Origin of the sequence: Polaribacter sp. AHE13PA (genome assembly GCF_019278505.1) — a bacterium.
Taxonomy (GTDB): domain Bacteria; phylum Bacteroidota; class Bacteroidia; order Flavobacteriales; family Flavobacteriaceae; genus Polaribacter.
The window spans coordinates 2,836,059-2,853,831 of sequence record NZ_CP058985.1; the positions used below are offsets into that span (position 1 = coordinate 2,836,059).

A 17,773-nucleotide genomic window follows, 5' to 3' on the forward strand; every position below is an offset into this window, starting at 1 on the left:
GGTATTTTTATAAGAGTTTAAAAATATCATTATGCAAGAAACTAGAAATGACATTATTCAGTTTATTAACCTACAATTAGCTTCATTAGGACAACCTACTTTTAAAGACAAACCAGAAAATTCTATTCAATTTTTAGATCCAAAATTTGAGGAATTAACTAGCAGTCTTATTAAAAGCATCAAACAAAGATCGAGATTATTATCGAACCATCTTTCTCCTGTAGATTCAAGAATACAAGCATTTATTAATGATTATTTAAAAGAAGTCTCTATTAATAAATCTCTTGTAATACCAAACAGCACATTGGTATTAACTAAAAAAGGACAAGCAAGAGAACTTAGTTTACCTCCAGATGGTGATTCTTTTAAAAGTAATTTAGTTACTACTAGCAGAATAAAACAAGGTATTTTAAACAACCCTTTAAACGATAAAAGAACAACTAAGGGAACTTTTCATATTGTAGAAGGTAGCTTACCTGTACCATTAGATAAAAAAGAAGTTCCGCAAGAAACTTTTGCGCATTTATTACATTCAGCTTTTAATCCTTCGGATAATTTAAAAACACTTCCATTTACTTCTAATCAAGAAAACCAAGCAAAAGTAATGGTTTCATCACTTTTAAGACCTGTGGTTTGTCCGGAAGTAAAAGGAGTAATCTCAGAAAAATCATTAGAAGTTCGCTTTTTTGTACCAGGAAACTTAGTAAGTAATTTAGATTTTGTAGAGTCTATTTTCGGCAATGCCGGAGACCATAATTTAGCACAAAATGATGCTGCTTTAGATACAGAACATTGGACAGGACATACTGGCTGTATTGTTCTAGCGCCACAATTAAAAGAATTAAAAAAGAAAGATGTTGGCTTACCTCATTTTAATGATGCTACAGAACGTCAGAAAAAAGACGGCATGTGTTGGGAAAATGAAGAGGAACTTTATAATGAAGGTGGTGCTTTTAAAATTACCTGTAGAGATGATAGAGGTGTTGTAGTTACCCTAATTGCAGATAATTATTACGGTTATTCTAAAAAAGAAATAAAAACTCAAATTAGTTATTCTGCCAACCTATTTGGTTTGGTAGAGGAAGAACATGCAGGTGGTGCCATTGCATTTGCTAGAAGAGTTATGGGCGATACCGTAGATGGTAAAGTGCAATCTGAGTTTTATAACTTTAAGCATACTTTTGAAGGTGTAAAACAACTTTTAGGAGATACCATAGAGGTAAAACCAGAAAACTATGCGGTAGATAAAAAATACCCAAATATTGTTTACATTCCAGAGTTTGCATACATAAACACTAATACCAACAGCATTACTTGGATGCATAAAAGTAAAGAGCAGAAATTAACATTGTCTCCTTACAAAACTTACATACACCCTACGGGAAGTAAATTAAAATTAGAAAAACATAAATCCATCGATTTATGGAGAATTATAGAAACATTTGCAGAAGGTGTTTTTTGCCATAAACCATGTACAGTTTCTGGTGGTGGTAAATCTGAGATATCTAAACCAATGCAAAATGCTATTACGTATAGTACTTTTAACATTCATAATATAGAAGAAGACTTTAAAAAAGCAGACGAAATTATAGAGTATGTTTATTCTAATCGATGGAAAGTAAAAGATCCAAACAGACCAATTTCTAGATCTTTTTTAAGTGAAAAAAGAACGTTAAGTTCTGCTGTTAAACTATTAATTCCGTCGAAACATAATTCAGATGAGTTCAATCAATTTTTAGAAGAAATTCCGGTACACATTCGTTCTTTAGTCCTTTTTGTAAAAAGGTTATACAGACAAGCACACGGAACTTTAAATTGGAAAGAGTATATGTCTGTTGAAATTATCAACGGAAAAAAAGGAACGAGTTTACTATACAATAACACACCTGTTGTTGGTAGTTATGTTCGTATTGGTTTTAATGAACAAGGAAATTGGATGTTAAACAAATTACGTTCAGATTTTTCTCCTTCAGAAAAAGTACAAACAGAAGACGATATAACAGCTTCTATTACCATACCTAGAAATCAATTAAAAAACTTAAACCCAGAATTCACTAATAAAAGTTTAAAGCTATTAACCAATTGCGAGGCACACCTTTTTCAGAGACCAGATGAAGCGGTAGTAAGAGGTTACGATAAAGCTGCCGAATTAGATTTAGTAACAAACGGCCGTTTTTTAACCAACTACGAATTATTAAAGAAAGAAGACGCTATTGCTTTATACGAAGACACTATCAACTTTGATAAATACACACAACCAGTTAAAGATTTTATTGAAAGTATTGTTAAAAGTGATAAAAAAGAACAGTTTTTTGCATTGCCTTCTCATACAAGAATTGTAAATGGTGAACCTACCAAAAACCCGCGTTATTTAGAGCCATGTAAAAATGTTGTAGAAACTGAAGAAACTTACTTAGCGGATATTGGTGTTCGTTTGGTTAGAAAAATAAACTTAAACGAACCTGTATATCATGTTGTTAATGCTGTTTTACCCGGTAGAAGAAATAATCCTGTTGATAAAGCAGCCGGAATAAGACCTTTAGCAGTGTACAACCCAATTCACTACCAAGAAACACCAGAATTATTTATGGACTTTATCTGTAGTTTAACAGGGAAATCTCCATCTACTACTGGAGCTGGTACAGAAGGAGCTTTAACAAAAGCACCATTTAACATGCTTACACCAACAACAGATCTAAACAATGCGTTGTTGTCTCATATCTTAACAGAATCTAACGGATTTAGCACCGCTGCAGGTTATGTAGGTGCAGAAAATAAAATAGATCATGATGTCAGTTTATTAATTCCTGAAATTTGGGCAAGATTAGAACCTAAAGACAGAGATCCTAAAGAATTAATTAAAAATGGTTCTTTAGAAAAAATTAATGATTTTGAATACGAAGGAGAAACTATTTTAGCGAGTAGATTAGGATACAGAATTACAAAAACTTTTTCTTACAGATGTCTAAATAGAATTTTTGATGAACCTACAGCTGTTTTTAGCGAAAGAATGCTAAAACCAGAATTACAAGGTTTAGAAGATTTTGTAGATGGAATTAAAAATATTACTGAAGCACAGCAAAAAGTAGCTTTAAACTATTTTGAAGATGGAAGCATAAGTGCTGCTATTCCACCATTAAAGGTATTATTACACATTATGGCATACGGTAATTATGAAGGTAAAGACATTAGTGATCCAGAATTACGTAAATTATTTGAAAGGGAGTACGTGATTAACAGCGATTGGTACAAAGAGAGATTACAATTAAAACAGCAAAAAGACATTGCTTTTTATGATAATCAAATAAAATATTCTGAAGACTTTATTGCAAACCCTTATAACAATTCTATTGCTTCAGAAATGGATATTAATACACGATTAGAAAACTTAAAACGACAATACAAACATGTAATTTCTAATGAATATTTAGAAGGTTTAATGGGGACAATTGGTACAGATCCTTTATATAGAAAAGGATAACAACAAAATTAAGCTAAGAAGCTTTTAGCAAAATATGAGGGCATCGCTTACAGTTGATGCCCTTTTTTTTATACTTATTACAACAGCTACTTTTTGGTTTTATGCAACTAGACGAACAAACACTATCACATACGGATGTATTTAACATAGAAACTACGGGCTTACTCTCAGTATAAAAAACAATCATCTTAAATAATTATGTGACAAATATAGTCTTTATTTAGAATAAATAAATATAACAAAACGATAAAATTACTAATTTCCCATACCTACCAAGTTTTTATCACATCATCTTCAACGTTTTACCCTTATAAATTAGGTTTACAATTTTTAAAAAAAGAGAAAAAAGAGCACACCACCCAAACCCTAAAGTTTTGTTAAAAACCCGTATTTATCAATTCTTTAATTAAACCTTTGCTTCTTTATTTAGTTTCACTTGTCCACACCTCATTTAATCAACCAATAATAATGAAGAAAGTTCTTTTACTCATCTGCTTAATTTTTACTTGTATCACCTATTCTCAAACTAAAGAATTTAAAATTACTGGTACAATAACATCACTAGAAGACAATGAATTGCTAGAATCTGCAACCGTACATGCAGAACGTTTAAAAGACAGCAGTATTATTTCTTATACAATAACCGACGCTAAAGGTTATTTTAATGTTGAAGGTAAAACAGCAGATAGCCAAATAAAATTAGTAGTTTCATATATTGGTTATAAACCGTACACAAAAATAATTAATACAAAAAACCAGCATGTTGGTAATTTAAACTTAGAACTAGCTAATGCATTAGATGCTGTTGTTATTAGATCAAGTGCTCCCATCACCATAAAAAAAGATACCGTAGAATTTAATGTAAAGTCTTTTAAAACAAAGAAAGATGCCAATGTAGAAGATTTATTAAAAAAACTACCTGGAGTAGAAGTCGATGATGAAGGAGCAATAACGGTAAACGGAAAATCTGTGAATAAAATACTTGTTAACGGAAAGCCTTTCTTTGGAAACGACCCAACCATTACAACCAGAAACCTTACCAAAGATATTATTGAAAAAATACAAATTTCAGATACAAAAACCAATGCACAAGCATTTGCAGGTGAAGATTCTGATGGAGAAAATAAAACGATAAACCTGACTATTAAAAAAGAAAATAATAAAGGGTATTTTGGTAAAACTGCTGCAGGAATTGGTACAGACGGAAGATATGAATATGCAGGTATGGCAACTCGTTTTAAAGGAAGCGAACGAATAGGACTTTTAGCCGGTGGTAATAATATAAACTCTCCTGGTTTTAGTTTTGGAAATCAAAGATTGCAATTTGGTGGAAATAACAGAAGCTTTGGAGGCGGACAAGGTATTGTTACTTCTAACAACTATGGTTTAAATTACATAAATGCTTTTGGTAAAATGTTTGAACTTTCTAGTGATTACTTCTATAAAAATAGTGAATCCGACAATAAAACAACAAGTAACAGAGAAACATTCTTAGCCGACGGAACAAGCTTTTCTACAAATTCTTACAACACTTCTTTTAATGAAAGTGACAGCCATGATGCAAGTGTAGATTTTGAAATTGAAATTGACAGTACTTTTAGAATTGACATAGAATCTGATTTTAATGCAGATATTAACAAAAACACATATACAAGTAATTCAGAAAGTTTTAATAACAGTAATGCGCTAACAAACGATTCTAACTCTAACTCAATTGCAGATTCTAATAGCAAAAATTTTAATAATGAAGTAAATTTAACCAAAATGTTTGGCAGTAGAGGTGCTTTTTTAAGAGTAGAATTGACAGCAAATATTGATAAATCTGAAACAGAAGATTTAGTAAAATCTGAAACTAATATTTATGGTGATACACCTAATCAAATACTTAGAGACCAATATTCCGATGGAAATACAGACAAAACGGAAATTGGAAGTGAGGTTACGTATCGTTTTCCAATAATATCAAGACTATTATTTTTTGATGTTGGTTATGAATATTCAAACACAAAAACAACAAAAATAAGAAGTACGTTTAACTTGGATCAAAACACCAACGATTACACAGATTTCAGTAGCTTATTAAGTACCGATTTCGAATATCAAGACAATGTTAAAAAACCACGTGCAAAATTATCTTTCCGAAATGAAAAATGGTCTACTTCTGCAGATATTGCTTACGTAAACAGAACTTTAAAAAACACAGATTTTTTAAGGCCAGAAACCAATTTAGAAAGGGAATTTAATAACTTAGAATACGGATTAGGGCTTCGTTTTAGAAAAAACAGAACCAGTAGCTATCGTCTTAGATATAACTTTAGAAACGGAACACCTTCTTTATCTCAATTACAACCATTTAGAGATGAATCTAATCCTTTAAATATTGTAACTGGTAATCCAGAATTAGATCCTACTAAAACACATAGTATTCGTTTTGGAGTATCCAATTTTAATTGGCAAGAAAGAACTGGTTTTTGGGCTTTTGGTAACGCTACTATAACAAATGATAGAGTCGTAGCAAACACTATAGTAGATCAAAACACACTTATTAGAGAAACTTCTTATACTAACGTAGATGGTTTTTATAGCCTACAAGGTGGTGGAAGTTATAGTGTAACCAAAAAATGGGAAGATTTTGGTAGTTTAAAATCAGAATTTACGGTTTTTGGAAACCTTAATAAAAACATTAACTTTAACAATGGTGTACAATACTCTAGTAAAGCAACGTCAATTTCTCCAAGAATTGGTTTTGATTTTATGTGGGATGATGTGTTTGAAATTAGACCATCTTATTCTGTTTCATTTAACAAAAACACTTACGATATAGATAGTTTTAGTGATAAAAACTTTACAAGTCATGATGTTTTAATAAGCACCTCAACATTTTTACCAAAAAAGTTAGAATGGAGAAACGATGTTAACTATAACTATAATCCAAATATTGCAGACGGATTTCAAAAAAGTGCTTGGTTTTGGAATACAACTTTACGTTATTCAATCTTAAAAGATCAAGGAGCAGTTGGTATTAAAGTATATGATATTTTAAATCAGAATACAAATGCAAGAAGAGTCGCTACAGAAGATTATATTCAAGATTCTTCTAGTACTGTTTTAAAACAATACGCAATGTTAACCTTTACCTGGAAATTTAATAGTTTAGGAGGAGCAGGTAAAAAGTTTGAACCATCAAGAGAAAGAAGATATAGAGGATAAAGTATAAATCTTAATACTTTTCTTTTACTAAGAACTTTAAAAGTAACAAAATACACATCTAAAAAATAATTATAGATCTATAATTATTCTGTAATTTTGCTATGTATGACAGATAAAAAAGAAAATACAGAAAGAAAAAAATTTAAACTAACACATTTACCTGAGTTATTGTTAACAAGTGCAAAAGCCTGGTTTAAAGATGACCCCTTTAATAAAGCTGCAATTATTGCTTATTACGCAATACTCTCTTTACCTGCACTACTAATTATTATATTTAACCTTGTTGGTTCTATTTGGGGGAAAGAAATAGTAGAAGGACAAATTTTAAACGAAATATCTAACGCTATTGGTGCCGAAACGGCAGAAACAATAAAAGGAATGATGGTTAATGATGGAAATAAAAAAACGTCATTATTTACTACCATCATTGGTATTGCAACTTTACTATATGGTTCTACAGGTGTATTTTTTCAAATACAAAATATTTTAGACACCATTTGGGATGCTAAACCTAGATTTAAAAATGGTGTTTTAGAAACTGTTTTTGTAAGATTAAAAAGTTTTGGTTTTATCTTAATTATTGTTTTCTTACTACTAATAAGTCTCGTTTTAACATCACTACTTAGTACTTTTGGAGAAAATTTAAAAAATATTATTTCTAATGAATTAGTAAATTCCATTTTCACGTTAGATATTTTTATCTCCTTAGCTTCTATTTATTTTGTTTTTGCAGCGATGTTTAAAATTCTACCAAATGCAAATGTACCATGGAGAGCTGTTAGAATTGGTGCTTTGTTAACCTCAATTCTTTTTGTTGTTGGTAAATATTTACTTGCAATATACTTTAGCGAAGTAGAACCAGGTTCTACCTATGGTGCCGCTGGCTCTATAATATTAGTAATGCTATGGGTTTCTTACACTAGTTTAATTCTCTTCTATGGAGCACACTTTACAAGAGCTTATTCAATAAAATATCTTTTAAAACAACCAGAAAAAATTATCGAATAAGTCTCTATTTTAAATCCAATTTTATTTTTTAACGCCTAATTTCACTAGAATGGTTTCTAATAAACACCATTTGGTAAAAGCAGACTGAATTAAGTTTACACCAATAAATACGGTAAACCACATCCAATTAGGACTTACATAAACAGAAAGCACCACACTTAATAAAACCATTACTCCTACTATAACTCTAAAATATTTATTTAACATTCTTTATCTTTCTTAAATTTATATAAACCTTTCTATTGGTAAAACAATTGCTTTTAAAGGATTATTTGTTTCTATATTTTTATTAAAATCTTCTATGAACACAAATAAACCATCTATTTTTTCTGCTTCTGTAAAAGAGAAAAACATAATAGATTCATTACCGTTCTTCTCTGAAGAAAACCAACTAGAAGCCTTTAATAATTGAGGTACATTTTTATGACCATCAATATCTGAACTACTAAAGTTTTCAATATTTGCTTTCTTGAAGATTTTTAAAACCTCCTTTTGAAATTCTTCTACAGCTGTAACAATTACTAATTTCATGAATTTTTTCTTTTTTACTTCCCGTAGATCTCACGGATAATCGCAGATTTTTATGGAACTCTTCTGCGAGAATCTGCGCAATCTGCGAGAGAATTAATTACTATTTATAATTCTTCTTTTCTATCATATTATAAACAAGTGGCACAACTAACAATGTTAATACCGTAGAAACAATCGTTCCTCCCATTAAAGATATTGCTAGTCCTTGAAAAATAGGGTCAAACAAAATTACAAATGCTCCAATAACAACGGTTCCTGCGGTTAATAAAATTGGAGTTGTTCTTACTGCTCCTGCTTCAATACAAGCTTGTTTTAAAGGAATTCCTTCATCTGTTCTTAAGTTGATAAAATCTATCAATAAAACAGAATTCCGAACCATAATTCCTGCTAGTGCAATCATTCCAATAAATGATGTTGCTGTAAAAAAGGCACCCATAATCCAGTGTCCTAAAATAATTCCTATTAATGATAACGGAATTGCAACCATCATTACAATTGGTGCTTTAAAGTTTTGAAACCATCCAACAATTAAAATATAAATTAAGATGATAGCTCCCAAAAATGCAATTCCTAAATCTCTAAAAACCTCTAAAGTAATTTGCCATTCTCCATCCCATTTCACAGTGTAATTATCTTCAAAATCTGGTTGTCCCAAATACATTTCATCCAACTTATACCCTACAGGAACTTTTATTTCTTTCAATTTTTCCTCCATTCCTAAAATAGCATATGCCGGACTTTCTAATTCTCCTGCCATATCTGCCAATACATAAACCACACGTTTTTGGTTTTTTCTATAAATACTTTTTGCAGCAATCGTCTCTTTAATTTCAACCAAATCTGCAATAGGAACCATATTCCCCTGTTTCGATTTTACTTTTAATTGAGAAATATCAGAAATTGTAGATTTTTCTTTTTCATCCAAAGTTAAAACTAAGCCAATTTGATTTACTGCATTTTCATCATACAAAGTAGTAATTGCACGGTTAGACAAAGCCATATTCATGGTGTACGCAATTTGCTGCGGAACAACGCCATACAACATTGCCTTTTCTTTATTAATTTCAAATTGATACTCTGTTTGGTCATCTTCTACCATCCAATCAATATCTACCACATCTTCTGTGTTCTTTAAAATATTCTGAACACTATTTGCTATCTTAATTTGCTCATTATAATCGGGTCCATAAACCTCAGCAACAATAGTAGATAATACTGGAGGTCCTGGTGGTACTTCTACCAACTTCACATTTGCATTGTATTTTGCTGCAATTCGTTGTATTTCTGTCCTTAACAACTTTGCAATTCCATGACTCTGAATTTCACGTTCGCCTTTATCAACCAAATTCACCTGAATATCTGCCATATTAGAACCTCCACGTAAATCGTAATGACGTACCAAACCATTAAAAGTAATCGGTGCAGAAGTACCAATATAATTCTGATAATTCACCACTTCTGGTCTTGTTGCTAAATACTGAGAAATTTCTTGAGCAACAACTCCTGTTCTTTCTAAAGTAGTTCCTTCTGGCATATCTATTACTACCTGAAACTCGTTTTTATTATCAAAAGGCAACATTTTTACAGCCACAGAATTGGTGAAAAATAATACCATTGTAGCCATTAAAACCACAAATGTTCCACCCAGAAACAACCAACGTTTCATTCCGTTTTCCAATAAAGGTCTTTCAAATTTGCTATAAATTCTATATATAAAAGTTTCTTCTAAAGGTTTTTCTACTTTCTCTACACCGCCTTTTTTATCTTTTTCTCTTAGAAAAATATATCCCAAATAAGGTGTAATTGTCAACGCAACAAATAATGATAAAATCATTGCAATTGATGCTCCAATTGGCATTGGCGCCATATAAGGCCCCATTAATCCAGACACAAAAGCCATTGGTAAAACAGAAGCAATTACTGTAAATGTTGCTAAAATGGTTGGATTTCCAACTTCATTAATTGCATATAAAGCAGCTTGTTTAAACGGCAGACGTTTCATCTTAAAATGCCTGTGCATATTTTCTGCAATAATTATGGAATCATCCACCACAATACCTGTTACAAAAACCAACGCAAACAACGTAATTCTGTTTAACGTATAATCCATCATATAATAACTCAACAACGTTAACGCAAACGTAATTGGCACGGATAAAAACACCACCAAACCACCACGCCAGCCCATTGCCAACATTACAACCAAAGTAACGGCAAAGATAGAACCAATAAGGTGCCACAACAATTCAGATACTTTATGAGAAGCGGTTTCTCCGTAATTTCTAGTAATTTCTACATGTACATCATCCGGAATTAAAGTTGTACGTAAATGATTTACTTTTGTTAAAATAACCTCAGCAATTTTCATAGCATCGGCTCCTTTTCTTTTAGCAACAGAAATAGTTACTGCCGGATATTCAGATTTATAAGTATTGGCTTTTTCACTCGCTTTTCCGAAACCTAAAGACACATAATTCTGTGGAATTTCTGGTCCATCAACAATATTAGCAATTTGTTTTAAGTAGATTGGTCTATTCTGTTGTACGCCAACCACTAAATTTTCAACATCTGCAGCAGAAGCTAAAAACTTACCCGTTTTTACTAAAAATTCTGTATCACTTTTATCAAAACTACCTGCACTTAATTGTGTATTATTGGCTTTTATCATTTCAGAAACTGATAAGAAATCCAATCCGCTTGCAGCCAATTTATCTTTGTCTAAAACCACACGTAACTGACGGTTTCTACCACCAATTTTATGCGTAATAGAAACATCATTTACCTTCTTAATTTCCGATTCTAACTCTTGCGCCATTTGGCTTAATTGATAATCGCTATAGTTTTCACTCCACAACGTTAAACCCAACATTGGCACATCATCAATAGCACGCGTTTTAACCAACGGAAACGTAACACCAGCAGGCATTTGATCCATGTGCTTGTTAATTTCATTGTATAACTTTACAAAAGAACGCTCAATATCTTCGCCCACATAAAACTGCACAATTACCATTGCTTTCTCGTTCATAGACGTAGAATACACATACTCTACACCCTTAATATTCGAGATTAATTTTTCTAAAGGTTTTACCACGCGCGATTCTACTTCTGTAGGACTCGCACCTGGATATCCCACAAAAATATCTGCCATAGGCACATCAATTTGCGGCTCTTCTTCTCTCGGAATCAAAAAAGATGCGTACACACCAACCACCATAAAAACGATCATTAGCAATACGGTTAATTTTGATCCAATAAAGACTTTTGCAATTTTTCCAGCTAAACCTTCTTTCATATTATTAATATTTTGGGCGTTTTAACAGGCTATCCGTTACAATCTTTTTTTGCCATATATGGCAGCAAAAAAAGGATTTTCATTTCTATCCTTAACGCGATAATTCTTGATTACTATTATAATTCAGACTTGTAATTGTGACTGAAAACTGTTTACTGAATACTTATCTTAGCTCCGTTGAATAATTTTCCTTCCGCAGAAACTATATAAGATTCATCAGCATTTAAACCAGATAAAACGGCAACATTGTTTCCATAAGTTCTTCCTAAACGCAACCAACGTAACATAGCAGTATTAGTTTCACTTACTGTATAAACGCCAGATAATTGACCATTGGTAACAATTGCATCCGTAGGAATTAAAACCAATTCTGATGCTGTTTTTCTCTCTACCGGAAACTGTACCGTAGCAAACATTCCAGATAAAATAGACACCTCTGTTTTATCTAAATTAATTTTCACTAAATACTGTCCTCCTGTATTTTTAGCAGAAGTACTTACTTCCGTAACTTTTCCTTTTAGTGTTTTATCCATAGATTTCACCAAAATATTTACAGTTGTTCCTTTTTTAATTTGTGAGATCTCTGTTTCAGGAACCATCGCAATTACTTCAAACTCATCAGGAGCTTCTAAACTAATTAAAGGCATCCCTGGATTTGCCATATCTCCTACTTCAATATTTTTACTAGTAATAACACCACTAAAAGGAGCCGTAATATTAGAATATGCAAACTGTGCATTAATTTCGTTTTTCATTTGATTGGCAGATTCTAAACCTGCTTTTGCCATTTGGTAATTAGCAGTCATGTCATCCATTTCTTTCTGAGTAACACTTTTACTTTCATACAAATTTTTAAAACGATTGTAATTTTTCTCTGCATTTGTAAAAGCCGTTTTAGCCTGTGTAATACCTGCGTTTACTTGTCCTTTTTTTGCTTGTAAATCTGTATTGTTAATAGAAACTAACAACTGACCTTTTCTAACTTTGTCGCCAACATTTACATGCACATTTTTAACGTACCCCATCATTCGAGTACTTAAATCTGCACTATTAGTTGCCTCAATTTTTCCGCTTACAGACAAAAACGGTGTGTTGCTATTTACAGCAACTTTACTAACTTTTACAGCAATTACTGGTGTAGTATCTACTGCTGCTTTTTTTTCTTCACTGCCACAACTCGTTATTAATAATGATGTTGTAAATATTGCTATTATGTATATGTATTTTTTCATTTGTATTGGTTTTATTTTTTTACTGAAAACGGCGACTAATTACTGCCAACTATTTCTATTGCTTGGTTAAAAACTCTAAATAAGTTTGTGTAAAATTATATTCGAAAATTGTCTGATAATATTCTAATTGTTTCTGTGCAAATTGAGTTTCCGCCATTAGTAAATCGGACGTTTTTTCTAAACCTTCTTTAAATCTGTTTTTTCTAATTCTTAAAGATTCTTCTGATTGTTGTACTGCTAAATCCGTTAACTCTAATCTGTTTTTTGCATCAACCAACTGGCGCTTTACTTTATTCAACTCTAAGTTACTTTTAGAAACGTATTGCGTATATTCTAACTTCGATTTTTCTAACTCAGCTTTACTTTTTTGAGCTTTCCCAAAACGTTTAGAACCCTGAAAAATATCCCAACTTAATTGTGCGCCAATTAAATATCCGTTTGCTTCACCCTGGAATACTTTGTTATCATACATTTCATAACTACCAAAGGCATTTAAACGCGGTAAAAAAGCCATTTTATCAGCTTTATTCATTGCTTCATAACCTTTAGACGCCAATTGCATGGCTTTGATATCTGCTCTATTTTCAGAAATTATTTTGTTACCAATGTTAAGACTAGAAACAGCTAAACTTTCTGTGGGTTGATACACCACATCGCTTTCATCATTCATTAAAAATGATAAATAATTAGAAGCATTTTGTACATTACTTTTTGCTGTTTGTAACTGGTTTTTAACTTCTGTAACTCTTATCTCTACATTTAAAACATCAGCTTGCTGTAAAAAACCTTGCTTAAAACTATTGTCTGCCATTTGTTTATTCGCCTTTGCTGCTTCTAATGCTTTTTCTAAAACAGCTACTGCTTTGTACGCTAATTGTAATTGCATGTATGCTTTTTCTACTTCGAAGGCTAAATAATCTTGCGTTCTTTCCGTTTTTAAAGACATCGCTTCCATTTTAGTTTTGGCAGCTTTACGTTGATAAAAGCCATCTAAATTAATTAATGGTTGCTGAATTTCTATCTTCGTTGCAAAATTTCTAGTAGTTGTTGGATCATTTAACAAAGTAGGATTAAAATCTGCAGAGGTTAATATTTCCTGATTTAACTTAGATCCAAAAGACATTAAAGGATTTGTTGTAGAAATACCCGTATGACTTGCTGTAATATTTGGTAAAAACACAGCATTGGTTTGTCTATAATCTGCTTTTGAAGCATTAAACTCTTCTTTAGAAATTTGAATGGTTCTATTATTTTCTACAACTTTGACTAAGATTTCTGCTTTTGAAATTGGTTTTATCTCTTGTGCATCTACAAGCAAAGTAACTGTAAATAAGCAAAATATGGTTATGTATATTGTATTTTTCATGTATTCTTTAATTATCTGAGGCAAATGTACACTGGATAATTTCTCAAGTCAGTAACATAAGTTACCTAGCAAAGAATGATAGTTCGCTATAGTTGCATACTTATTTCTACGAAACATACGGATCACTATTACAAATAGAATTATGAATGGTTATAGAATAAACTATTATAAAAACTTTATAGCTAAAAGCAATTATCGGAGTTTTGGAAATGTTTAAAATAAAGGAATACGTTTTTTTTCTGAAGGCTTAGGAATAATATATATTTTTTTAAATACCTTCACATTTTAAAACTAAATCGGCATGAATATTACAGCAGCTTATACAGACCTTTATCAACTTACTATGGCTCAAGTCTATTTTAAGACGAAACCAGATGGACAAGCAGTGTTTGATTATTATTATCGCCACAATCCTTTTAATGGTGGCTATTCTATTTTTGCAGGATTAGAAGATGTGTTAAATGTTTTGGAAACTTTTAAATTCTCTACTTCTGATATTGAATATTTAAAACAGCATGGATTTGAAAATGATTTTTTAGAATACTTAAAGAATTTTAGTTTTAAAGGAACTATTTTTTCAAGTAAGGAAGGTGATGTTGTTTTCCCTAATCGTCCTATTTTACAAGTAGAAGCTAATATTATTGAAGCACAGATTATAGAAACTTTTTTACTAAACATTCTTAATTTTCAGACCTTAATAGCAACAAAAGCAAGCAGAATTAGATATAGTGCAAAAGAGGAAGTTCTATTAGATATGGGTTTACGTCGTGCTCATGCTACTGGAGGATATTATGCCTCTAGAGCCGCTATAATTGGTGGTTTTGATAGTACAAGTAATGTAGTTGCTGCTAAAGATTATAATATTCCATCTACGGGTACAATGGCGCACTCATTCATTCAGAGTTATAAAGAAGAAATACAAGCATTTCGAGATTTTGCAAGAATACGACCTAAAGGATGTGTACTTTTAATAGATACCTACAATACTTTAAAAAGTGGATTACCAAAAGCAATTACGGTAGCCAAAGAAATGGAAGCTAGAGGAGAAAAACTACTTGGAGTCCGTTTAGATAGTGGTGATTTGGCATATTTATCTAAAAAAACGAGAGAAATTCTAGACGAAGCCAATTTAAGTTATGTAAAAATTGTAGCCTCTAATCAGTTGGATGAATATGTTATAAAAAGTCTTAAAGAGCAAGAAGCCCCTATCGATATTTTTGGTGTTGGAACTAATTTAGTTACAGGGAGCCCAGACGCTGCTCTAGATGGTGTTTATAAATTATCAGAGTATGATGGAGAACCAAGAATTAAACTTTCTGAAAATATTATAAAAGTATCGCTACCTTACAAAAAGCAGGTATATAGAATGTTAGATGATAAAAACATGTTTTATGGCGCTGATGCTGTAACTTTATATAAAGAAGGGGAAGTAGCAAAAATAGAACATCCTTTTGATGCTACAAAAGGATTAAATTTAGAAACTTTTAAGCAGGAAGCCTTACTTGAGAAAGTTATGGAGAATGGAAAAAAAATAGCTCCTTCTAGATCTGTTTCTGAAATTGCTGAATATTCTCAATCTCGTTTAGCACAACTTCCTAATGAATACAAACGTTTTCAAAATCCGCATATTTATAAAATAGGACTTAGTTTAAAATTAAAACAAGATCGCGATAAATTAGTTAATGAACATAAATTCTAAACAGAATCCTTTTAAGGTTATCATTTCTAGCATGATTATATATAAATTTCAACTAAAAAAATGACTTATGAAAACACTTCTTATAATAGATGTACAAAATGACTTTATGCCAACTGGATCGCTTCCTGTTCCTAATGGAGATAAAATAGTTTCAATTATCAATGAGATACAACCTAAATTTGATTTGGTGATTGCTACCCAAGATTGGCACCCAGAAGATCATATCAGTTTTGCTTCGAACCATAAAGGCTTATCTCCTTTTGATATAATTGAAATTAAAGGAATCTCGCAAACCTTATGGCCAAATCATTGTTTACAAGGATCTAAAGGAGCCGAATTACATCCTAAACTAAATACATTAAAATGTGAAACTATTTTTAGAAAAGGGACTAATAAGGAAATTGATAGCTATAGTGCCTTTTATGATAATGGACACCTAAAATCTACAGGATTAGCTGGCTATTTAAAAGAAAAAGGAACTACTGAGCTTTATATCTGTGGTTTAGCGGCAGATATTTGTGTTTATTATTCCATTCGTGATGCTGTTAAAGAAGGTTTTAACTGCTTTTTTATTGAAGATGCTTCCGAAGCACTAGACAATGAAGGTTTTAAGAAAATTAAAAAAGAAATGGTTGATATGGGAGTTAAAATTATTTCTTCCGAATTTATATAACGCCTTTTCTTAAAGAAATCACACTCTTTTAAACCCACCTGCAAGTGATTAAAACCTATGAAAAAGGACATTACACATTATTTTTGCTGATTTTTTTAAACCAAATAATAAAACCTGTTATTGGTAACGAGCATCCAACTAAACTAATCAGAAAATAAATAATAATGCTTGGCAAACCCATAATTTCGCCTGTATGTAATGGTTTTGCAATTAACTTAAATTGTTCGTGTAATGGTAAATTTGTAAATAGTTCTTGTTTTCTAACTTTACCATCAATTGAAAATTCTATTTTATCCGGAACATAAAAATGCAACAAGTTATCAGTATTCATTTTATTAATATTGATGCTTTTAGTATTTTCATTTGCTAGTTGAATTACTTTTGTTCCGTTATATTTTAAAACACTATCTGTTTTTATAAGCAACGTTTGTAAATCACTTTTTTGCTTTATAACCGTATTTTCTTTTGTTGATAAATCATCAAACAAAACATTAAAAGAACTTGATAAAGATGCTTTTAAAGCAATATTGGTATCTGATATTACAATAGAATCTCCGCCCAAACCGACAATTACAACATTTTTTACCCAATGAAAAGAAACATACAAACCGGTAACTGAAATAAAAAAAAGTAACAAAATAGAATAAAACCCTAAAACTCTATGCAAATCGTAATTTACACGATAAAACTTGGCATCAAGCTTTATTTTTAAACTTTTTTTAAGTTGATTTATCCTTTTTGGCAACCAGATTATAAAGCCAGAAAAGAGTAAGAAAATAAACATTAAAACAGCCACTCCGTTTATAAATTTACCAACATCACCAGCCAACAAAAACCTATGGACTTCTAAAATAAAATCAAAAAAGGCTATTGAATTTTGATTTTTAGTACCTAATAATTCACCAGAAATAGGATTGTAATATGCAGAAACTCCAATATTATTCCTACTAAATGATGAAACTAAAATACTTTTATTATTTTCCTTAAAAACAGTAATATTGGTTGCGCCACCAAACTGATTTTCGAAATTATTTAAAATAGTATCAATCGCTATTTTAGAACTATTATTTGATTTTATATAAACAACATCACTATCTATAAGGTTTTCTATTTGTGTTTTAAACGCATAAATACTTCCAGAAAGACAAACAATAAAAATTATCACAGACGATAAAAGTCCGAGCCACAAATGCAGCACGGACATGATATACTTAAATAAAGATTCTTTTTTTCTTCTTTTGCGAAGTAAATATTTGATCATATATTGTCTTTAAAAAT

11 protein-coding genes are annotated in these 17,773 nt (G+C 31.1%); 5 read left to right on the forward strand and 6 right to left on the reverse strand.

What is annotated here, in order from left to right; translation table 11 throughout:
* Positions 1-31: 31 nt before the first annotated feature.
* From H0I28_RS12190 to H0I28_RS12200, 3 genes are all read left to right on the forward strand, one after another.
* Positions 32-3,481 carry a hypothetical protein gene (locus tag H0I28_RS12190; RefSeq protein ID WP_218759275.1) on the forward strand — a complete coding sequence of 1,150 codons (3,450 nt, stop codon included), beginning with the start codon at positions 32-34 and terminating at the stop codon, positions 3,479-3,481.
* Between the two features lie 468 nt (positions 3,482-3,949).
* Positions 3,950-6,691: an outer membrane beta-barrel protein gene (locus tag H0I28_RS12195; protein WP_218759276.1), complete on the forward strand. Its 2,742-nt coding sequence runs from the start codon at positions 3,950-3,952 to the stop codon at positions 6,689-6,691.
* 105 nt (positions 6,692-6,796) lie between these two features.
* Complete coding sequence (locus H0I28_RS12200) at positions 6,797-7,699, forward strand: YihY/virulence factor BrkB family protein (RefSeq protein WP_218731757.1); 903 nt, start codon at positions 6,797-6,799, stop codon at positions 7,697-7,699.
* Positions 7,700-7,720: 21 nt separating this feature from the next.
* On the opposite strand, the gene H0I28_RS12205 is transcribed toward H0I28_RS12200, so the two are convergent.
* The 5 genes from H0I28_RS12205 to H0I28_RS12225 form a co-directional block, all read right to left on the reverse strand.
* Positions 7,721-7,906: a DUF2892 domain-containing protein gene (locus H0I28_RS12205; protein WP_218731758.1), complete on the reverse strand. Its 186-nt coding sequence runs from the start codon at positions 7,904-7,906 to the stop codon at positions 7,721-7,723.
* Positions 7,907-7,924: 18 nt separating this feature from the next.
* On the reverse strand, positions 7,925-8,230 hold the full coding sequence (locus H0I28_RS12210; protein ID WP_218754619.1) for a hypothetical protein: 306 nt from the start codon (positions 8,228-8,230) through the stop codon (positions 7,925-7,927).
* Between the two features lie 100 nt (positions 8,231-8,330).
* On the reverse strand, positions 8,331-11,525 hold the full coding sequence (locus tag H0I28_RS12215; RefSeq protein ID WP_218759277.1) for an efflux RND transporter permease subunit: 3,195 nt from the start codon (positions 11,523-11,525) through the stop codon (positions 8,331-8,333).
* A gap of 152 nt (positions 11,526-11,677) precedes the next feature.
* Positions 11,678-12,757 carry an efflux RND transporter periplasmic adaptor subunit gene (locus H0I28_RS12220; protein ID WP_218759278.1) on the reverse strand — a complete coding sequence of 360 codons (1,080 nt, stop codon included), beginning with the start codon at positions 12,755-12,757 and terminating at the stop codon, positions 11,678-11,680.
* 55 nt (positions 12,758-12,812) lie between these two features.
* Positions 12,813-14,123, reverse strand: coding sequence for a TolC family protein (locus tag H0I28_RS12225; protein ID WP_218759279.1), 1,311 nt, complete (start codon positions 14,121-14,123; stop codon positions 12,813-12,815).
* Positions 14,124-14,424: 301 nt separating this feature from the next.
* Between H0I28_RS12225 and H0I28_RS12230 the strand changes: the two genes are divergently transcribed.
* Both H0I28_RS12230 and pncA read left to right on the forward strand, forming a co-directional pair.
* On the forward strand, positions 14,425-15,822 hold the full coding sequence (locus H0I28_RS12230) for a nicotinate phosphoribosyltransferase (RefSeq protein WP_218759280.1): 1,398 nt from the start codon (positions 14,425-14,427) through the stop codon (positions 15,820-15,822).
* A 67-nt stretch (positions 15,823-15,889) separates the two neighbouring features.
* On the forward strand, positions 15,890-16,495 hold the full coding sequence (pncA, locus tag H0I28_RS12235) for a bifunctional nicotinamidase/pyrazinamidase (RefSeq protein WP_218759281.1): 606 nt from the start codon (positions 15,890-15,892) through the stop codon (positions 16,493-16,495).
* 70 nt (positions 16,496-16,565) lie between these two features.
* Here the strand turns inward: pncA and H0I28_RS12240 are convergent, their stop codons facing one another.
* Positions 16,566-17,756, reverse strand: coding sequence for a PepSY-associated TM helix domain-containing protein (locus H0I28_RS12240; protein ID WP_368384397.1), 1,191 nt, complete (start codon positions 17,754-17,756; stop codon positions 16,566-16,568).
* Between the last annotated feature and the right edge of the window lie 17 nt (positions 17,757-17,773).